Below are 20,102 nucleotides of genomic sequence, written 5' to 3' on the forward strand. Positions count from 1 at the left end.
GGCACGCCCCCGGTGCACGAGGACCCCGGCGGGGCGCGAGCCTTGAGGTTCAACCTGAGGTCGAAAGTTCTAGGTGCTGGACCTCCTCCCGGCAGCAGGCAGGCCCGCCCCGGAGGGACGGGCCTGCCTGCGGTGGGACAACGCCTGATCGGCCGGCGGTCGGCGCGCTGGTACGGCCCGGTGTTGCGTGCCGGCCCTACCGGCCGGTGTGGGCTGCCTGGGAGCCGGCGGCCGCCTGGGCGGTCACGGCTGCCACGCCGTCCTCGACATCGTCCCCCTCATCGAACGCGTGGGGGTTCGCGTTCATCGTCGCCTCGTCGAAGGGCAGCCGCTTCTCGAGCACCTCATCGACCCGGGCGCGGTTGATCTCCCTGGTCCAGGTCCCAATAAGCACTGTGGCCACAGCATTGCCGGTGAAGTTCGTGAGGGCGCGCGCCTCCGACATGAAGCGGTCGATTCCGACGATGAGGCCGACGCCGTCGACCAGCTGGGGTGCGTGCGACTGGAGCCCACCGGCGAGGGTCGCGAGGCCCGCGCCGGTGACGCCGGCGGCGCCCTTGGAGGCGATGATCATGAAGATCAGCAGGGAGATCTGCTCACCCAGGGCAAGGGGCATGCCGAGGGCCTCGGCGACGAAAAGTGACGCCATGGTGAGGTAGATCGCGGTGCCGTCGAGGTTGAAGGAGTAGCCGGTCGGCACGGTGACGCCGACGACGGGCCTGGACACGCCGAGGTGTTCCATCTTGGCGATCAGGCGGGGCAGGGCGGCCTCGGAGGACGAGGTCGAGAAGATCAGCAGGTACTCGCGGCCGAGGTAGCGCATGAGCTTGAAGATGTTCACCCCGGTGGCCACCTTGAGCAGGCCGCCGAGGATGATGACGATGAACAGGATGCAGGTGATGTAGAAGGCGATCATCAGGGTGAACATGCTGACGATCGCCTGCACGCCGGTCTCGCCGACGACCGCCGCGATGGCGCCGAACGCCCCGATCGGAGCGAGCCACATGATCATGATGAGGATACGGAACACCAGGGCCTGGATGTGGCCGATGCCCCGCAGCACCGGCTTGCCGGCGGCGCCCATCTTCTGCAGGGCGAAGCCCACGAGGAGCGCGACGAACAGGGTCTGCAGGATGCTTTCGCCGGTGAGGGAGGCAAGCAGCGTCGGGGGGATGATGCCCAGCAGGAAGCCAACGGTTCCGGAGTCTTCCTCCGCCGCCGGTGCGCCCTCATAGGAGGCGCCGGAGAGGTCGAGCCCGTCGCCCGGATCGATGAGGTTGCCCACAACCAGGCCGATGGCCAGGGCGAAGGTCGACATCAGCAGGAAGTACCCGAGCGCCAGGCCGCCCACCTTGCCGACAGTGGCTGCCTTGGCGATGGAGCCGATGCCCAGCACGATGGTGCAGAAAATGATCGGGGCGATCATCATCTTGATCAGCGCAATGAAGCCGGTGCCCAGGGGCTTCAGCTTCACCGCGAGCTCGGGGGCCGCGAGGCCGACGATCGCGCCAAGGACCACCGCCGCGATGACCGCGATGTAGAGGAAATGCGTCTTATCGACCGGTTTGCGCGGCGCCGCTGATTCGCCGCTGGTACTGGATGTCGCCGTTGCCATGATGTGCTCCTGGTTCGGTTCCGGCGCCCCGCCGCTGCCGTCCGCGGAGGCCATTCTCCAACGTCGGGTGGGCCAGGTGGCCGTCCATGGAATCTGTCCACCCCAGCCTGAGCCATGACGTGACAGACGTCACTGTTGCGTTCATACTGGTCGCGGCCGTCGGCACTAGACTCGGACGGGTGCCTGGAAGGAGTCTGGTTCCGCAGTGAAGCGATGGAGTCTCGCCCGGCAGCTTTTCGTCGGCCAGCTTGTGTTTATCGCAATCCTGACGACGTGCCTGTCGTTCGTGCTCTACATGGATGCCGCTCGCGATGCCCACGACTCGGCGGCGGAGCGCATGCTGGCCGTGGCCTCGACCCTCGCCAACGACCCGGCAGTGCTCGACGGCGTCGGCCGGCCGGATCCCACCGCGGTCCTCCAGCCGTATGCCGTCTCGCTCATGGATGAGCTGCGCATCGACTTCATCACCATCATGGCGCCGGACCGCACCCGGTTCACCCACCGGAACCCCGCACAGATCGGTCAGAGCTACATCGGGTCGGTGGACCAGGCGCTGGCGGGCCGCAGCCATACCGAAACCTCGACGGGAACGCTGGGCCCCTCCGTGCGGGCCATCGCCCCGGTCCAGGACCCCGGCGGCACGGTGGTGGCGATGGTCGCAGCGGGAGTCAGCGTCGACCGGGTGGCGATCGCCCGGAACGCCCAGCTTCCGCTGGTCGGGCTGATCGCGCTCGCCTCGCTCCTCTTCGGCTCCGGAGTGTCCTATCTGCTCAGCCGCCGGCTCCGGACGGCGACTCTGGGGCTGGGCACCGACGAGCTCGCACGGATGTTCGTGTTTTACGACTCGGTGCTCCACTCGGTGCGTGAGGGGCTGCTGCTCACCGACCGCAGGGGCCGGCTCGTGCTCTACAACGACCAGGCCGCGCACCTGCTGCACCTTCCCGAACCCCGACCGCAGGCACCGGTGCCGGCGGCGCAGCTTGGGGTGCCCGGATCCCTGCGCGACCTGCTGGCCAGCGGCCGGCAGGCCATCGACGAGGTCCACGTCACCGACAACAGGGTGCTTGTGGTCAACCAGGAGCCTGCGGTGCCGCCCACCAGCAGGGACACTGCGGGAACCGCACCGCTGGGCACTGTCACCACACTGCGCGACCACACCGAGATCGAGTCCCTGACCGGTGAACTGCAGACAATGCGCACGCTGACCGACGCCCTGCGGGCCCAGACCCACGAGCACTCCAATCGGCTGCACACCATCGTGTCCCTCATCGAACTCGACCGGCAGGCGGAGGCCCTCGAGTTCGCCACCCGCGACCTCCAGCAGTCCCAGCAGCTCACCGATTCCGTCGTCGGGGCGGTCGACGAGCCGTTCATCGCCGCCCTCCTCGTCGGCAAGGCGGCGCAGGCCAATGAGCGCGGCGTGGAACTGAGCCTGAGTGTCGACGGGCCCGTGGACACTCAGGGCATTGACCCGGGAGACCTGATCACGATCATCGGGAACCTGCTCGACAATGCGTTCGATGCAGCCGCGCCCTCCGAACGCCGCCGTGTCCGCCTCACCCTCAGCCACCCCGGAGCGGGCCGCGCCGGCGTCGGGATCGTCGTCCAGGACAGCGGCCCGGGCCTGACCGACGCCGAGCGCTCCCGCATCTTCGATCTGGGCTTCAGCACCAAGGACCCGGCAGCCCGAAGCCGCGGCATCGGCCTGGCCCTGGTACGCCAGGCCGTGCTGCGCCTCGGCGGAACCCTTGAGGTGGACAACGACGTGGCCAACGACGGCGGGGCCCGGTTCTCGGTCTTCCTCCCGGCCGTCCCGCCCTGGGACTCCGCTTCCGCTGACCAGGCCGGCACCTGATGGAACCGATCCGCGTCCTCGTGGTGGAGGATGACCCCATTGCCGCCGACGCCCACGCCGAATATGTCCGGCGCCTCGACGGCTTCGACCTGGCCGGCGTGGCCCGTTCGGGCGCCGAAGCCATGGCGCTGCTCTCCACCGCCTCGGCCGGAGGCACCGGGGCCCAGGAGAGCCCGCCGGGCATCGACCTGATCCTTCTCGACATGAACCTGCCCGATGCCCATGGGCTTGACCTCCTCCGCCGCGTGCGCGGGCTGGGCCTGCCCACCGACGTCATCGCGATCACCGCGGTGCGGGAGCTGCACGTGGTCCGCTCGGCCATCTCGGCGGGGATCGTCCAATACCTCATCAAACCGTTCACCTACTCGGCGTTCCACGACAAGCTCGGGGCCTACCGCGAGTTCCGCCTCAACCTCACCGGCCAGGCAGCCTCCACCACCCAGTCGGAGGTCGACCAGGCCTTCGCTTCCCTGCGCCCGGCGGCCCCGGCCAGCCTGCCCAAGGGCCTCTCGGAGGACACCCTGCGGGCCATTATCGGGCAGCTGAAAACGCTCGAGGAACCGGTCTCCGCCGCCGAGGTGGCATCCACCCTTGATCTATCCAGGGTGACGGCCCGCCGGTACCTGGAGTACCTCGCCGACGGTCAGTCCGTCCGGCGCAGCTCCCGGTACGGCACCCGGGGGCGGCCCGAATTCGAATACCGGTGGGCCCGATAAGCGGACTTCTGTATACAAAGCAGCCTGAATGGCTGGGGCTGCGCCTGTGTTCTTGCGGATCACCTCCTCGGCTGTATACATTGGCCGGAGGGCTGCGACCAGCACCCAAGCCTTATGGGAGGACTCCGATGCGCGCAAGTGACAGGGCATACGGGTCGCTGCGCGCGGACATCCTCGAGTGGCGCCTTCCCCCGGGTACCCTGCTGGCCGAGGTTGAACAGGCCCGCCGGCTGGGCATCTCACGCACTCCGCTCCGTGAGGCCCTCTCTCGGCTCGTAGCCGAAGGGCTGGCGGCCGCACATACCGGGCGGGGCGTGGTCGTCACCGGGGTGTCCCTGGCCGGTGTTGCCGACCTCTTCGAGGTCCGCCTGCCCCTCGAATGTGCAGCGGCCCGCCTCGCCGCGGCCCGGCGCGACCCTGCGGCGTTCGATGCCCTGGCCGAACGCTTCGAGGCCGCGGGCGCCCTGATCTCCTCCGGCGGTTCGGACCAGCACGCTTACTACGCCCTGGTCGCCGAGCTCGACGCCGCCATCGATGAAGCCGCCGCCAACCCGTACCTGGTGCAGGCCCAGCGCCAGCTCCGAACCCACCTCGTGCGCGCCCGCCGCCTGGCCCGCGACAACCCGGACCGGCTGCTCGCCTCAGCCGGCGAACACCGCCAGATCGCCCAGGCGGTCGCCCGGGGGAACCCCGAGCTCGCCGCGGCCGCCGTGACCATCCACCTTTCCAACAGCCTTCACCACCTCCAGGCCTCGGTCCCCGGACCGCTCGACGCCTGAACCCCGAAAGGAAGCACCATGGAGCTCCACCCCGTTCGAGTCCACCGCAGCGAGGAAAACCTGCCCCGGAAGGACCAGCTCGCCTACCGGATCGCGCAGGTAGCGGCCGATCCGGTCGCCGTCACTCCTGAGGCCGCCGACATGGTGATCAACCGGATCATCGACAACGCCTCGGTGGCACTTGCCGCCCTCACGCGGGCACCGGTGAGCGCTGCCCGTGCGCAGGCGGCGAGCCACAGCGCCCCCGCCTCGGGCCGCGGGGCCTCGGTGTTCGGGGTCGATTCCCTCACCTCCCCCGAATGGGCCGCCTGGGCCAACGGGGTGGCGGTGCGTGAGCTCGACTACCACGACACGTTCCTTGCCGCCGACTACTCCCACCCCGGCGACAACATCCCTCCCCTGCTGGCCGCGGCCCAGCACACCGGCGCCTCCGGGGAGGCGCTCCTGCGCGGCATCGTGACCGGCTACGAGATCCAGGTCGACCTCGTGAAGGCCATCAGCCTGCACCGGCACAAGATCGACCACGTGGCCCACCTTGGCCCCTCGGCCGCCGCGGGGCTCGGCACCCTGCTCGGCCTCGACCCGAACACCATCTTCCACGCCGTCGGGCAGGCCCTTCACACCACCACCGCCACCCGGCAGTCCCGCAAGGGCGAGATCTCAACCTGGAAGGCCTACGCGCCGGCCTTCGCCGGGAAGATGGCCATCGAAGCCGTGGACCGGGCCATGCGCGGCCAGACCTCACCCACCCCCATCTACGAAGGTGAGGACGGCGTGATCGCGTGGCTCCTCGACGGGCCCGAGGCCCGCTACGAGGTGCCCCTGCCCGCCCCGGGCGAGCCGAAGCGGGCCATCCTCGACACCTACACGAAGGAACATTCGGCCGAATACCAGGCGCAGGCCTGGATCGACCTCGCACGGCGCCTCCACGCGGCCCACCCGGAACTTCGGGACCCCGCGAACGTGCGTGGAATTGTGCTCTCCACCTCCCACCACACCCACTACGTCATCGGCTCGGGGGCCAACGACCCGCAGAAGTACGACCCCTCGGCCTCCCGGGAGACGCTCGATCACTCCATCCCGTACATCTTCGCCGTGGCCCTTCAGGACGGCGCCTGGCACCATGAGCGCTCCTACGCCCCGGAGCGCGCCAACCGCCCCGACACCGTGGAGCTGTGGCGGAAGGTGGAGACGACCGAAGACCCCGAGTGGACCCGCCGCTACCACTCCCTCGACATCACGGAGAAGGCCTTCGGCGGACGCGTCGACATCACCCTGGCCGACGGGCGGGTGATCACCGACGAGATCGCCGTCGCCGACGCCCACCCGCTCGGGGCCCGCCCGTTCGGCCGGGACCAGTACGTCGAGAAGTTCCGCACCCTGGCGGCCGGAGTCGCCGAGGACTCCGAGGTCGAGCGGTTCCTGGACGTCGTCGGGCGCCTGCCCGAGCTTCCCGCCGGCTCCCTTCACTCACTGAACCTTCGGGCCCGCCCCTGCCTGATCGACACCGCCGCAGCCCGCGGCGGCCTGTTCTAGGAAGGACGCCATGCTGTATTCAGCCACCACCTCCGAGTCGAAGCGGGCCGCGCTGCGTGCGGGGCTCGCCTCCGGCACCCTGCAGCAGTTCCCCGGTGCCTTCAACCCGCTCTCGGCCCGCCTGATCGAGGACAAAGGATTCGACGGCGTCTATATCTCCGGGGCGGTGCTCGCCGCCGACCTTGGCCTGCCCGATATCGGCCTCACCACCCTCACCGAGGTGGCCCAGCGGGCCGGGCAGATCGCCCGGATGACCGACCTCCCCTCGATCGTCGACGCCGACACCGGCTTCGGGGAGCCGATGAATGTCGCACGCACGGTGCAGGAACTCGAGAACGCCGGCCTGGCCGGCTGCCACATCGAAGACCAGTTCAACCCGAAGCGGTGCGGGCACCTCGACGGAAAGCAGGTCGTGGATCTCGACACCGCCGCGAAGCGGATCCGTGCGGCGGTCGACGCGCGCCGCGACCCGAACTTCCTGATCATGGCCCGCACCGACATCCGCGGCACCGACTCGCTGCGCGCCGCCCAGGACCGTGCGCGGGCGCTCGTCGACGCCGGCGCCGACGCGATCTTCCCGGAGGCCATGCGCGACCTCGAGGAGTTTCGGGCCATCCGGGCGGCCGTGGACGTGCCGATCCTGGCCAACATGACCGAGTTCGGCAAGAGCGAGCTGTTCACCACCGGCCAGCTCCACGACGCCGGGGTCAATATTGTTATCTATCCGGTCACCTTGCTGCGCAGTGCCATGGGTGCCGCGGAGCGTACGCTGGACTCCATCCAGGCCAACGGCACCCAGCAGCAGGCGGTCCCGGAGATGCAGACCCGGGCCCGCCTGTACGAGCTGGTGGACTACGAGGGCTACAACAGGTTTGATACGTCAGTCTTCAATTTCCAGGTTCCCGACGGGCGCTAGCGGACCTTCCGCCGGCACCGTGTTTCCACCGAAGGAGTTCGATTTGACCAGCACCCAGCCAGCTCCCCCGGCCGCACCCGAGATCCACAAGGGCCTGGCGGGGGTGACTGTCGACTACACCTCCGTCTCAAAGGTGAACCCGGAGACCAACTCCCTGCTGTACCGGGGATACCCGGTCCAGGAGCTCGCCGCCCGGTGCTCCTTTGAGGAGGTGGCGTGGCTGCTGTGGCACGGCGAGCTGCCCGGCGGGCAGGAACTGGCCGAATTCACGGCGAGTGAGCGCGCCGGCCGGGCCCTGCCCGGAAACGTCCGTCAGGTCATCGACCTGCTGCCCCGAACGAGCCACCCGATGGATGTCGGACGGACCGCGGTGTCGGTGCTCGGCGCCGGACACCCGCTGGCCGGGGACAACTCCCGCCAGGCGAACCTCGAGAAGGCGGCCGCACTATTCGCCGCCTTCCCCGCCGTCGTCGCCTATGACCAGCGGCGCCGCCGCGGCCTGGACGTGGTGGAACCGCGGGAGGATCTCGGGTATGCCGCGAACTTCCTGTGGATGACCTTCGGCGAGGAGGCACCGCCGGAGGTCGTCGAGGCCTTCAACATCTCGATGGTGCTCTACGCCGAGCACTCCTTCAACGCCTCGACGTTCACGGCCCGGGTGATCACCTCAACCCTGTCCGACCTGCACTCCGCGGTCACCGGGGCGATCGGCGCCCTCAAGGGCCCGCTGCACGGCGGCGCGAACGAGGCGGTCATGCACACCTTCGAGGAAATCGGGATCCGCAAGGACGAGCCGGCCGAGGACGCCGCGGCCCGGGCCAAGGCCTGGATGGAGGACGCCCTGGCGCAGAAGAAGAAGGTCATGGGCTTCGGACACCGGGTCTACAAGAACGGTGACTCACGCGTCCCCACCATGAAGGCGGCGCTGGATGCCATGATCCGCTACTACGGCCGGGACGAGATCCTGGGCCTCTACAGCGGGCTTGAGACCGCCATGGAAGAGGCCAAGGGGATCAAGCCGAACCTCGACTACCCGGCCGGGCCCACCTACCACCTGATGGGTTTCGACACCGAAATGTTCACTCCCCTGTTCATCGCCGCCCGTATCACCGGGTGGACGGCCCACATCATGGAGCAGCTCGAGTCCAACTCACTGATCCGGCCGCTGAGCGCCTACAACGGGCCGGAGGAACGTCACGTCCCCTGAGCGAGCGGCCGCTCCGGCGTCCCGTCGGTCCCGCCCCCCGGGGCAGGACTGACGGACGCGGGGCTGGCGGACGCGGGGCTGGCGGACGCGGGTCGAACGGACGCGGGTCGAACGGACGCGGACGCCACTCCGACGCTGTGTGCGTCAAGCACGATGTCGGCGCTGAAGGGCTCACGGGCGAGCACCCGCGGCAGCCAGTAGGCGGCGTCCTCCCACATGCCGTCCCAGGGCGGCGCCGTCACCGGGAACCACTCCGGGGTAATTTCGTCGCTGGGGCCGGCATCCCCGGTGAAACGGTCGGCCGCGAAAACCCAGGCCCTCATGTTCCAGGCCGGGTTGGACGGAAAGTCCCAGGTCACTTCGCCGAGGAACCCCAGGTCGGGCTCCTCCACGAGTAGCCCGGACTCCTCGGCCACCTCGCGCACGGCGGCCTGGGCGGGGGTCTCCCCCGGTTCGAGCTTCCCGCCGAGGGCGACGATCCGCCCGGTGCCGAAGCCCTGGTGCTTGAGGCCCAGCAGCACCTCCCCGCGACCCGCCACGGAACGGAACAGGAAACACAGCACCACCGGACGGAACCCTCCGGCGGGCAGGGCCTCACCGGGCACCGGCACCTCGGGGACAGACGCTGCTGGCAGGTGGCCGGACGGCACGCTGTCGGGTGGCAGGGCGGCGGAGCCGCCGTTCGAAGGCATCGGCTGCCCGCTCAGCCGAAGGCCCGGGGATGGGAGGCCGCATACACTTCGCGCAGCGTCTCGGCCGTCACCAGCGTGTAGACCTGCGTGGTGGTCACCGAGGCGTGCCCGAGCAGTTCCTGGACGACGCGGACGTCCGCGCCGCCTTCGAGCAGGTGGGTGGCAAAGGAGTGCCTCAGGGTGTGCGGAGAGACCTCCCGGGTGACCTGCGCCTTCTCGGCCGCGGCCTTCAGGATAGTCCAGGCGCTCTGGCGGCTCAGCCGACCGCCGCGCATGTTGAGGAACAGGCCCGGCCCGCCCTTGCCCTTGCCGGAGAGGGCCGGCCGGCCGCGCACCAGGTAGGAGTCGATGGCCTTCGCGGCGTACGAGCCCAGTGGCACGAGCCGTTCCTTGGAGCCCTTGCCGAACAGCCGGACGACGGCGGGGCCGCTGAGTGCCTCGTCGACCGACACGTCGTCAACGTCGAGCCCGACGGCCTCGCTGATCCGCGCCCCGGTTGAGTAGAGGAATTCGAGCAGGGCGCGGTCCCGCTGGCCGGAGGGAGTCGAGGTGTCGACGGCTTCGAGGATACGGAAGACCTCGTCGACAGAGATCGCCTTGGGCAGGCGCTGCCCGGCGGCAGGCGGATGGACGTCCCGCGCCGGGTCGGCCTCGCTCATCCCCTCAAGCGCCCAGAAGCGGTGAAGTCCGCGCACGGCCACGACGGTGCGGGCCGCGGAGCGCGGGCTCAGCGGCGACTGCCCGTCCGAGCCGGTCGCGACGGCCTGTGCGAAGCCGGTCACGTCGCGGCGGGTGATCCTTGAAATGTCGTCGATGCCGCTGGCCTGCAGGAAGCGGTGGTAGCGCAGCAGGTCGCGCCGGTAGGCGGCAAGCGTGTTGGCCGACAGGCCCCGTTCCACGGCCATGTGCTGGAGGTATTCATTGATCAGCCGACCCGGCCGGGTGGCCTGAAACTCGTCCCCTGCGGTTTTCTCCGCTGCTGCCGGCACTGTCAGTCCCGCAGGACCGCGCCGTGCGGCCAGGTGCCGTGCTGGCTTGGGTGTTCGGGCCAGGGCGCGTCCGCGGGGCGAAGGCGCGCGTAGCCGTCGGCGCGGGCGGCATGAACGGCGAGGACGGCTGCCGCGGCCGACGGGCTGTGCATCCGGCCCTCGAGGACCGCCGCGACGGCCTCATCCAGGGGCACCCACAGCAGTTCGATCTCCGCCTCCTCGTGGGTGCGGGTGTGCAGGTCGGCCTCGGGCACCGATCCGATGCCGCGGGCCAGGTAGATCCGCAGGGCCTCGCTGGAGGACCCCGGGGAGAGGAACAGGTCGGCCAGGACGTTCCATTCCCCCGCGGTCAGGTCGGCTTCCTCGGCCAGTTCGCGGGCGGCCGCCTCCACGAAGTCCTCGCCGGGCTCGTCGAGCAGGCCGGCCGGGATCTCCCAGAGCACCATCCGGGCCGGGTGCCGGTACTGGCGGATGAGCAGGATCCGATCCTGCTCATCCATCGCCAGCACTGCCACCGCGCCTGGGTGGTCGATGTACTCCCGGGTGATTTCCTCCCCGCCCTCGTTCAGGCTGAAGGTCTCCTCGACGACGTCCCACACGTACCCGCGATGGATCACGGCGGAGCGGTGGAGCCTGCGCGGGCTCTGTTCATCGGAGAAGCGGTCGGCCGCGGGAGTCTCGCTCATCTCAGGCCTTGGCGCCCCTGAGATCAAGGGCGGCCTTCACGAGTCCCGCGAAGAGCGGGTGCGGCCGCGTGGGCCGCGAACTCAGTTCGGGATGGGCCTGGGTGGAGACGTAGTACGGGTGGACATCCCGAGGGAGCTCTGCGAACTCCACCAACTTGCCGTCCGGGGAGGTGCCCGAGAAGACGAGCCCGGCCTCGGCGATCTGGGCGCGGTACTCGTTGTTCACCTCGTAGCGGTGGCGGTGGCGCTCGGTGACGGTGGTCTTGCCGTAGGTGCCGGCGACAACGGAGCCTTCGTCAAGGCGCGCCTCCCACAGGCCAAGGCGCATGGTGCCGCCCATGTCGCCCTCCCCGGCGACGATGGAAAGCTGCTCGGCCATCGTGGCGATTACGGGGAACTTGGTGTCGGGTTCGAATTCGCTTGAGGACGCGTTCTCGAGGCCGACAACATTCCGTGCGTATTCGATGACCATGCACTGCAGTCCGAGGCACAGGCCCAGGGTGGGGATCTTGTTCTCGCGGGCGAACAGCAGGGCGCCCAGCTTGCCTTCGAGGCCGCGGATGCCGAAGCCGCCCGGAACGCAGATGGCGTCAACGCCTGCGAGTGCCTTACGGGCACCCTCCGGGGTGTCGCATTCGTCCGAGGGCACCCAGCGGATGTTGACCTTGGCCTTATTGGCGAAACCGCCGGCACGAAGCGCCTCGGTGACGGAGAGGTAGGCGTCGGGCAGGTCGATGTACTTACCGACCAGGGCCACCTCGACCTGGTGCTTCGGGTTGTGCACCGCGTCGAGGAGCTTGTTCCACTTGGTCCAGTTGACGTCCTTGAACTTCAGGTCGAGGGACTGGACGATGTACGCATCGAGGCCCTGCTTGTGAAGGGTCTTGGGGATGTCGTAGATGCTGGGGGCGTCGGCCGCATTGACGACGGCGTCGATGTCGACGTCGCACATGCGTCCGATCTTCTCCCGCATCGCCAGGGGGACCTCGCGGTCGGAGCGGATCACGATGGCGTCGGGCTGGATGCCGATGGAGCGGAGCATCGCGACCGAGTGCTGCGTCGGCTTGGTCTTCAGTTCCTGGGAGGGACCGATGTAGGGCACCAGCGACACGTGGAGAAAGAAGACGTTGTTGCGGCCGATGTCCTGGCGGACCTGGCGGGCCGACTCGAGGAACGGCTGGGACTCGATGTCGCCGACGGTTCCACCGATTTCGGTGATGATGACGTCGGGGACCTTCTTCAGGGCCACCGGCTCGGCCGGCAGGCGCATGCGCCGCTTGATCTCGTCGGTGATGTGCGGGATGACCTGGACGGTGTCGCCGAGGTACTCTCCGCGGCGCTCCTTGGCGATGACGGTCGAGTACACCTGACCGGTGGTCACGTTCGCCGAGCCGTCGAGGTTCTCGTCGAGGAACCGCTCGTAGTGGCCGATGTCGAGGTCTGTTTCGGCGCCGTCCTCGGTGACGAAGACCTCACCGTGCTGGAACGGGTTCATCGTGCCGGGATCGACATTGAGGTAGGGATCAAGCTTCTGCATGGTGACCGAGAGTCCCCGTGCCCGAAGCAGGTGACCGAGGCTTGACGCCGTCAATCCCTTGCCGAGGGAGGAGGCTACGCCACCAGTCACGAAGATGTGCTTGGTCGTCTTTGCGGACTTTGGGAACCGGGAGTTTGTTTGCTGCACCACGGAGTTCGAGCCTATCATCTGGAAGTGGTCCGCGCCGCATCCGCGAGGAGTTCCTCGGCATGGGCGCGGGCGGAGGCTGAGTCCTCCTGGCCCGCAAGCATCCGGGCAAGTTCGCGCACGCGCTCCGCTTCGGGGAGCACCTGCACATCACTGGCTGTGAATCCGCTGTCTTCCCCGTCTCCACCGGCCGAGCGCACGTTCTTTGTGACGCGGACATGGCGTGCCGCGAAGGCCGCGACCTGCGGCAGGTGGGTCACCACGATCACCTGGACGTGCTGGGCGAGCATGGCCAGCCGCCGGCCGATCTCGACGGCGGCCTTTCCGCCCACCCCGGCGTCCACTTCGTCGAAGACGAACGTGGGAACCGGGTCGACGGCGGCGAGCACCACCTCGATGGCGAGCATCACCCGGGAGAGTTCGCCGCCGGAGGCGCCCTTCCCGAGCGGCCGGGGTGCCGACCCGGGGTGCGGGCGCAGGTTGAAGGTGATGTCGTCGCCGCCGTGGGCCGCGAGGGCTTCCGCGGGGGTGACCTCGATGAGCAGCGTGGCGTCGGGCATGGCGAGGGCACTCAGCTCGTCGCTGACCCGCTCGGCGAGGTGCCGGGCGGCCTCCTGCCGCAGGGCCGACACCGCGGCCGCACCGGCGCGCACCACGGCGTCGAGCTCCTCGATCTCCGCTTCGAGCTCCTCGACGCGGGAGGAGTCCCCGGTGAGCTCCTCAAGGCGCAGGGCGCTTTCCTCGCGCCACTGCAGGACCTCGTCGATGCTCGGGGCGTACTTGCGCACCAGCACCGCAAGCGCGGCACGCCGGGCCTCGACCTCGGCCAGGCGGCCGGGGCCTTCGCCCTCAAGGGCCGTCCCGTACGCGGCGAGCTCTCCGGAGATGTCGGCGAGCAGGTAGCCGACCTCGGCCAGCCGGCCGGCGAGCGTCTCGAGCTCCTGGTCGTGCTCGGCCACACCCTCGAGCTGCCGCTTGGCCTCGTCGACGAGGGAGACGGCGTCGACGGCGGCACCGAAGTCCTCGGACACCAGTGCCGAATGGGCAGTCAGGGCGGCAGTCCGCAGTTCTTCGACGTTGCCGAGGCGCATCGAGTCGGCCTTCAGCGTGACGTCCTCGCCCGGCTGGGGGTCGACCTCGTCGATCTCCGCGAGGGCGGCCGTCAGGCTTTCGGCCTCCCGCGCCCGCTCCCTCGCCTCGCTCTGGAGCCGGTTGCGTTCGGCGATCGCGCCGCGCCACCGCTGGTAGTTGGCGGCGTAGGCCTCCAATTCGGCCGCGAGCTTCGGCCCGCCGAACTTGTCGAGGGCCCCGCGCTGGGCGGCGGCGCCCTTGAGCCGGAGCTGGTCCGACTGCCCGTGCACGACGACGAGGTGTTCGCCGAGTTCCGAGAGCACCCCCACGGGCGCCGTCCTGCCGCCCACATAGGCCCTGCTGCGGCCCTCGCTGGTGACGGTGCGCGCCAGGATCAGTTCGGCCGTTCCGTCGAACTCCTCGAGGACCGCTCCGGCCTCCACGGCGCGCTCGGCGACGGCGCTGCCGTGCTCGAGGCGCACGATGGCCTCCGCAGAGGCCGACTTCGCCCCAAGGCGGACCGAACCGGCGTCCGACCGCGCGCCGAGCAGGAGGCCGAGGGCGGTGATGACCATTGTCTTTCCCGCGCCGGTCTCGCCGGTGACGACGGTCAGGCCCGGGCCCAGGGTGAGCGTGGCGTCGCTGATGACGCCGAGGTCTCGGATCCGCATCTCCTCGATCATCGGAGGTGCCTTCCGCTGTGGGCGACCGGTCCGCGCCAGCCCTGGACGGGAAGCTGGAACTTCTGGACGAGGCGCTCGGAGAAGGGGGTCTGGCGGGTCCGGGCCAACCGGACCGGCTTGTCGGAACGCCGGACCTCCACCCGGGCGCCGGGCGGGAGGTCAATGCTGCGGCGCCCATCACACCACAGCACGCCCCAGGCGTCGGTGCGGGTGAGGATCTCCACGGCCAGAACGGAGGTCGGAGCCACAACGAGCGGTTTGGCGAAGAGCGCATGGGCGCTGATGGGAGTCATCAGCAGGGCTTCCACCTCCGGCCACACGATGGGGCCGCCGGAGGAAAAGGCGTAGGCGGTGGACCCGGTGGGGGTGGCAAGCACGATGCCGTCGCATCCAAAGGAGCTGACGGGCAGGCCGTCGACCTCGATGACCACTTCGATCATGCGTTCCCGGTTGGCCTTTTCGATGGCCGCCTCGTTGAGTGCCCACGTTTCCCCGAGCAGGGTATCGCCCTGCCAGGCGGAGACCTCGATGGTCATCCGTTCCTCGACGCTGTAGTCGCGTTCGGCGACCCACCGGACCGCCTCGTCGAGGTCGGCGCGTTCGCTTTCGGCGAGGAAGCCGACGTGGCCGAGGTTCACCCCGAGAAGCGGAATCTCCCGGCTGCGCACCAGCTCCGCCGCACGGAGGATAGTGCCGTCACCGCCGAGGACCATGACCAGTTCGATGCCGTCGAGGGAAACCTCCTCCCCCAGCGTTTCGGTCGGTGCCGCGGCGGTGCCGTACGCCGCCTGGAGCCCGGAGGCCTCCTCCGGCCGCATGACGGGCGTGAGCCCGAGGGCGGAGAGCCGCGTGCACGCCTGCTGGGCAGCCGCGATCGCGTCCTGCCTGCCGGTATGCGCAAGCACCAGAATTTTCCTAGTCATTCAGCTCCGTCGTTGTCTTTCGCCCGACCGCCGAATGCGGCGCTCGTGGAGAGCAGCCCGTCGGCCAGGCGGTCCAGGTCCTCTTCGATCCTAGGGTCCATTGTCCGATGCGGCACCCTCACCCACAGGAAGTACTCAAGATTTCCGTCCTGGCCGGGCAGGGAGCTCTGCTCCAGGCCCAGCACGTTCAGCCCAGCCGCGAGTGCCTCCCGCACCACTCCATGCACACCCCGCCTGCGGGCGGCCCCGGAGGTCACGACGCCCTGGCCGTTCAGGGCACCGCGTCCCACTTCGAACTGCGGTTTGATCATCAGCACGAGGTTCCCGCCCGGCACCGTGGCCGCGGCGAGGGACCGGATCACGAGCTTTAGGGAGATGAAGGACAGGTCGGCCACGGTCAGCTCGGCGGGTCCGCCGATCTCCCCCGGGTCGAGATAACGGACGTTGAGTCCCTCGAAGACGTGCACGCGCGGGTCCTCGCGCAGCACCTGCACCAGCTGTCCGTGGCCCACGTCGACCGCGGCCACCTCTCGGGCGCCGGCCCGCAGCAGGACATCGGTGAAGCCGCCGGTGGAGGCTCCGGCGTCAAGGCAGCGCCGTCCGGCGACCGCGACGCCGGGGAAGGCGGAGAGCGCACCGGCGAGCTTGTGCCCGGCCCGGCTCACGAACTCGGGCCCGGCATCGGCGACTGTCAGCTCCTGGTCGCTGCTGACCGGTGCGGAGGCCTTGAGCATCACCTCACCGGCGCGGAACACCCGCCGGGCCGCGATGAGCTGGGCCGCATGGGAGCGTGAGCGTGCCAAGCCACGGGAGACCAGTTCCTGGTCCAGGCGCGCCATCGGTCAGCCCTCCGCGTTGAGTTCGGTGAGCAGCGCGTCGTGGAGTGCCACGTAGAACTCCGCGTGCTCACCCACCGGATGCCCGCCGAGGTCCGCGAGGCTCCCGAGGACGGCATCGACCGAGGACTCCCCGGTGGGCGGCACCTCGTCAGGCCGGAAGGACTCCGCGGCGACGCCGGATTCCCCGTCGGGGTCCGGGACGCCGCCATCCCGGGCAGCCTCCGATGCGTCAGCGGGAACGCCGCCGTCGTCGTCGCGCATCTTCTCCCCCTTTGTCGGTTCTGACAGTGTCACAGCGTCCCCGGATTCAGGCTGCTGCGCCGGTGAAGCGGAGCTCCGGCATCCGGGCCGCCTCCAGCCCGGGCGCAGCCGCCCACCAGGCAGCGCAGGCCGCCCGCCAGGCGTTGAGGCTGCTTTCACTGCCTTCCACCCAAACGGCTCCTGCCTCGACCCGGGCCGAGTCGGTTCCGCAGCGGTATGCGCCGTCGGCGGCAGTCACCGGTGGGTAGGGCTCGTACAGAGCCCCCAGGTCCGGGAGCAGGTAGGTGGGACGCTCGGCGGCCACCGCCGCCAGTGCGGTGCGCACCGTGTCGACCCCGGTCAGGATCAGCGCGGTATCCATGCCGGCCCGGTTTCCGCCGAGGATATCGGTATCGAGGCGGTCGCCGACGACAAGCGGGCGTTCCGAGGCCAGGTGGCGTGCCGCAGTGGTGAACAGCGGGGCCTCCGGCTTCCCGGCGACGACCGGGCGGGTCCCGGTGGCGGCCGCGACGGCCGCCACGAGCGACCCGTTGCCCGGGGCGATCCCGCGTGCCTGCGGGATCGACATGTCGGTGTTCGTGGCCACCCAGACCGCTCCGGCCGCAATCGCATAGGCCGCCTCGGCGAGGTCCTTCCAGCCGAGCTCGGGTGAGAAACCCTGGATGACCGCGTCGGGGCCGTCCTCGGCCGAGTCAACCGGGACCAACCCCTGGCTGTGGACCGCGTCGGCCAGGGTCCTGCTTCCGGTCACCAGCACCTTGGAGCCCACCGGAACCAACCCGGCCAGGAGCTCGGCACCTGCGAGGGCGGACCCGAAGACCTGATCCCCCCGGGCCGGCGCGCCAAGGCTCCTCAGGTGCGCCGCGACCTCATCGGCCGAACGCGACGCATTGTTCGTGATGTAGGCCAGCTTCACGCCCACTTCAGCGAGCTTCATCAGCGCCTCGACCGCCCCCTCAAGGGCATGCGGGCCGGCATAGACGACGCCGTCAAGGTCCGAGAGGACTGCGTCATAGGAGCCGATCAAGGCCCCCTCAGCCTCCAACGGAATCCTCGGCCGCCTTGATGGGAGCCGCGCCGCCGGCAGCGGTCCCGGGAAGGGTTTTCCCTTCCCCTGCGCCGGCGGCGCTGTCCGCGTCGCTATCCGTGTCGCTATCCGTGTCGCTATCCGTGTCGTTGTCCGCAGCCGGAAGGGCCGTTCCGTCGACGCTGTCCGTTCCGGCGCCGCTCTCCACATCAGCGATCTCGACATCAGCGCCCCCACCGTCGGTGATCGCACCATCGGTGCCGGTCCCGGCGGCCTTGTAACCGTCAGGACCACCGTCGGCGTCGGGAACGAAGTCAGGGGCCTCGGCCGTCTCGCCCGCAGCGGCGTCCTTCGTCGGCCCGCCCAGGACCTCGGCCACTGTCGGTACCGGACGCGCCGCGCCTTCGTCATCGTCGCCCAGGAGGTCGATGATGTCGGGCTCCGCGGGGTCCTCGACCCCCAGGGCGGATTCGGCCACCTTCGCCTGCTTGCGCCACTTCTCCGATTCGCCGGTGCGTCCGGCGGCGTCGAGTGCATCCGCGTACGCCCGGAACAGCCGGGGGCTGAAGGAGAAGGCACGGTGCAGATCCAACTGCGGGATCTCAAGGGCGGCCACGGCTGCCTCAAGCTGGCCGAGGTCGGCCCGTGCGCCGGAAACGACCATGGCGAGTTCGGCCTTGCCTGCAGCATCGAGGGTCTCGGCCTCCTCGCTGCGGGCGAGGTCGAGCGCCCGGTCCGGCCGCCCCAGTCCGCGTTCGCAGTCGGCCATGACCGGCAGGTGCGCATTGGAGCCACTGATCCGCCGGAACGTCCTGAACTCCCGCAGGGCCTCACCGTAATGGCCGGCGGCATACGCCGTCAGGCCCACCGCTTCACGGACGGCAGCGAGTCGTCCGCCGCGCCTGCTCGCGGCGAGGGCATGCTGGAACGCGAGCTCCGGATCGTCCTCGAGGAGGCGCCCGGCCATCACGAGGTGACGGGAAACCCACAGTGCGCTGCGCTCCTCGAGGTTCCGGATCTGGGCTCGGGTGACCCGGTCCAGCTCGTCGCCCTTCACGTCCTCGTCGATCTCCGGCGACCGTTCCCGGTCCGGGCGGTTGGAGCTGCGCAGGTCACGCGCGTTGTGCTGACGCGGCGCGGCCGGCGGGCCACTCCGGGGGCCGTCCCCGGCCCCGAAGCTGCGCCGAGGCGCGGCGCCCCGCTCCCCGGCGCCCCGGCCACCGGCGCGGGGGCTCCCGCCGCGTTCGTCACGGCGGCCATCGCGCCGGTCATCGAATCTGGAGCCGGTCCGGCCCTCACCGCGTGGGTGCTCCCCTGATCCGCCGGGACGCCGGTCGGCGCCCTGATCCGGGCGCTTGGCCCAGGCTGGCCGGTCGGCCGGGCCGCCGCTGCGACCTCCGACGGCGCCGCCGCCGGAGCGGGGCCGGTCGGAAGCGTTACCCGAGAACGAGCCGCCCCTCGAGGCGGAGCCCCTCAGCTGGGCGCCACGGGAATCGCCGCCCCGGTAGCCCCCGCCGGAGCGCTGATCGCCTGCGCCGCGCCCCCCTGCACTGCGGCCGGAAGAAGTGCGATCCTCATTGCCGCGCCCCTCACCGGCGCGGTCCGGGCGAAGCCCCGGGCGAAGCCCCGGGCGGTCCGCATAGCGACCACCAGCCGGCGGGGCACCGGCATCCCGGCCGGCACCGGATCCACCCCGGCCCTGGTACCCGCCGCGCCCGTCGGAACTACGCTGACCACCACGGGCATCTTCGCGGCCCCGCGGGGCGCCGCCGAAACGGTTGCCTGATGTACCTGAAGAGGAGACCGGCCCCCGCCGCTGCGGCGCAGCATCGCGGGCGCCCCCCGTCTCTCCGTCACGGCCGCCGGATGCTGCGGCTGGCCTCGGCGCCGCCCCCTTCGATCCCCACGAGTGCCGCTTCCCGGCGGCCTGGGGTCGATCCGAGTTTCCTCCGCCTGCCGGCTTTCCATTGTCCGGGGAGTCCCCGTGCGTACGTTCCTGCTCAGCCATGGCGGCGAAGTTCCTCTCATTTACAGCAGCCGCATCTCGCGTTCCGCTGTTCTCTATTGTTCTATAAGACGTTTGCATCAATGCAATCACGTCCTGCCCCGGCTGCGCGATCCGTTGCGGGGCGGCGCCTGCCCGCTACGCCGGGCAGCGCGGCCGGATGGGCGTGGATGGAGCGCGCCAAACCCTTGCCGTCCTACTGCGGCCTACCGTCGCTTCGGGTGCGATCCGCGGCTGCCGGTGCGCGCCAGGTGGTGGCCAGGCGGGCCGGCTGGGTGACGGCCCCTGCGCCGGGTGGTGGCCGGCGGGCCGGTGGTGGTGCCGGCCGGTGATCGGCCCTGGGGGTCCGGTGCGGGCGTATCCGGGGCCCGTCCGGTGGCCAGGCGCCTGTCTGCGGCGGGGGGGCCTGTCCGGTGGCCGGTGGCCGGTGGGCCTGGGGGTGGGTGGTGGGCCTGGGGGTGGGTGGTGGGCCTGGGGTGGGTGGCGGGGTTGGGTGGTTAAAGGGGTGCAGGCCCCACCGGTGGTGGGGCCTGCAGCCTAAGGGGTGTCCGGCGGTGTCCTACTCTCCCACACTCTCTCGGGTGCAGTACCATCGGCGCTGTGGGTCTTAGCTTCCGG

The 20,102-nt window shown here is 70.1% G+C and carries 17 protein-coding genes; 6 read left to right on the forward strand and 11 right to left on the reverse strand.

From position 1 onward, the window contains the following. Positions 1-196: 196 nt before the first annotated feature. The gene (locus E2F48_RS15810) at positions 197-1,615 is read right to left on the reverse strand and encodes a cation:dicarboxylate symporter family transporter (protein WP_133404888.1); all 1,419 of its coding nucleotides are present in this window, start codon (positions 1,613-1,615) and stop codon (positions 197-199) included. Positions 1,616-1,820: 205 nt separating this feature from the next. Here E2F48_RS15810 and E2F48_RS15815 point away from each other — a divergent pair, with 205 nt between their 5' ends. The 6 genes from E2F48_RS15815 (at position 1,821) to E2F48_RS15840 (ending at position 8,624) form a co-directional block, all read left to right on the forward strand. Continuing rightward, positions 1,821-3,470 (forward strand): sensor histidine kinase, encoded by a 1,650-nt coding sequence (locus E2F48_RS15815; RefSeq protein ID WP_246019128.1) that lies wholly within the window; start codon positions 1,821-1,823, stop codon positions 3,468-3,470. After that, positions 3,470-4,186, forward strand: coding sequence for a response regulator (locus tag E2F48_RS15820; protein WP_133404889.1), 717 nt, complete (start codon positions 3,470-3,472; stop codon positions 4,184-4,186). The genes E2F48_RS15815 and E2F48_RS15820 overlap by 1 nt, the downstream gene beginning before the upstream one ends. A 128-nt stretch (positions 4,187-4,314) precedes the next feature. Continuing rightward, positions 4,315-4,965 (forward strand): GntR family transcriptional regulator, encoded by a 651-nt coding sequence (locus tag E2F48_RS15825; RefSeq protein ID WP_133404890.1) that lies wholly within the window; start codon positions 4,315-4,317, stop codon positions 4,963-4,965. A gap of 18 nt (positions 4,966-4,983) precedes the next feature. Continuing rightward, positions 4,984-6,501 carry an MmgE/PrpD family protein gene (locus E2F48_RS15830; RefSeq protein WP_133404891.1) on the forward strand — a complete coding sequence of 506 codons (1,518 nt, stop codon included), beginning with the start codon at positions 4,984-4,986 and terminating at the stop codon, positions 6,499-6,501. Between the two features lie 10 nt (positions 6,502-6,511). Then, positions 6,512-7,417, forward strand: coding sequence for a methylisocitrate lyase (gene prpB / locus E2F48_RS15835; RefSeq protein WP_133404892.1), 906 nt, complete (start codon positions 6,512-6,514; stop codon positions 7,415-7,417). Positions 7,418-7,460: 43 nt separating this feature from the next. Beyond that, a complete protein-coding gene (locus E2F48_RS15840) occupies positions 7,461-8,624 on the forward strand; it encodes a bifunctional 2-methylcitrate synthase/citrate synthase (protein ID WP_133404893.1) in 1,164 nt (387 codons plus the stop codon). On the opposite strand, the gene E2F48_RS17505 is transcribed toward E2F48_RS15840, so the two are convergent. Genes E2F48_RS17505 through E2F48_RS17690 form a run of 10 tightly spaced genes read right to left on the reverse strand, consistent with a single transcriptional unit; the run spans position 8,612 to position 18,536 of the window. Continuing rightward, positions 8,612-9,316 (reverse strand): 8-oxo-dGTP diphosphatase, encoded by a 705-nt coding sequence (locus E2F48_RS17505; RefSeq protein WP_221411699.1) that lies wholly within the window; start codon positions 9,314-9,316, stop codon positions 8,612-8,614. The genes E2F48_RS15840 and E2F48_RS17505 overlap by 13 nt on opposite strands. 11 nt (positions 9,317-9,327) lie before the next feature. Then, complete coding sequence (xerD, locus tag E2F48_RS15850) at positions 9,328-10,311, reverse strand: site-specific tyrosine recombinase XerD (RefSeq protein WP_133404894.1); 984 nt, start codon at positions 10,309-10,311, stop codon at positions 9,328-9,330. Further along, entirely contained in the window at positions 10,308-10,991 is a 684-nt protein-coding gene (locus tag E2F48_RS15855; RefSeq protein WP_133404895.1) for an NUDIX domain-containing protein, read from the reverse strand. Before E2F48_RS15855 ends, xerD begins: the two co-directional genes overlap by 4 nt. A gap of 1 nt (position 10,992) precedes the next feature. Continuing rightward, positions 10,993-12,696 (reverse strand): CTP synthase, encoded by a 1,704-nt coding sequence (locus E2F48_RS15860; protein ID WP_133404896.1) that lies wholly within the window; start codon positions 12,694-12,696, stop codon positions 10,993-10,995. Continuing rightward, the gene (gene recN / locus E2F48_RS15865; RefSeq protein WP_133404897.1) at positions 12,693-14,429 is read right to left on the reverse strand and encodes a DNA repair protein RecN; all 1,737 of its coding nucleotides are present in this window, start codon (positions 14,427-14,429) and stop codon (positions 12,693-12,695) included. Before recN ends, E2F48_RS15860 begins: the two co-directional genes overlap by 4 nt. Beyond that, positions 14,426-15,352 (reverse strand): NAD kinase, encoded by a 927-nt coding sequence (locus E2F48_RS15870; protein ID WP_133404898.1) that lies wholly within the window; start codon positions 15,350-15,352, stop codon positions 14,426-14,428. Before E2F48_RS15870 ends, recN begins: the two co-directional genes overlap by 4 nt. After that, positions 15,349-16,191 carry a TlyA family RNA methyltransferase gene (locus E2F48_RS15875; RefSeq protein ID WP_133404899.1) on the reverse strand — a complete coding sequence of 281 codons (843 nt, stop codon included), beginning with the start codon at positions 16,189-16,191 and terminating at the stop codon, positions 15,349-15,351. Before E2F48_RS15875 ends, E2F48_RS15870 begins: the two co-directional genes overlap by 4 nt. A 3-nt stretch (positions 16,192-16,194) precedes the next feature. Further along, entirely contained in the window at positions 16,195-16,452 is a 258-nt protein-coding gene (locus E2F48_RS15880) for a hypothetical protein (RefSeq protein ID WP_133404900.1), read from the reverse strand. Positions 16,453-16,498: 46 nt separating this feature from the next. Continuing rightward, positions 16,499-17,497: an HAD-IIA family hydrolase gene (locus tag E2F48_RS15885; protein ID WP_246019132.1), complete on the reverse strand. Its 999-nt coding sequence runs from the start codon at positions 17,495-17,497 to the stop codon at positions 16,499-16,501. Further along, positions 17,487-18,536, reverse strand: coding sequence for a hypothetical protein (locus tag E2F48_RS17690; protein WP_246019134.1), 1,050 nt, complete (start codon positions 18,534-18,536; stop codon positions 17,487-17,489). The genes E2F48_RS15885 and E2F48_RS17690 overlap by 11 nt, the downstream gene beginning before the upstream one ends. Positions 18,537-20,102: the final 1,566 nt, after the last annotated feature.

It is taken from the genome of Arthrobacter crusticola, from assembly GCF_004357995.1.
Taxonomy (GTDB): domain Bacteria; phylum Actinomycetota; class Actinomycetes; order Actinomycetales; family Micrococcaceae; genus Arthrobacter_D; species Arthrobacter_D crusticola.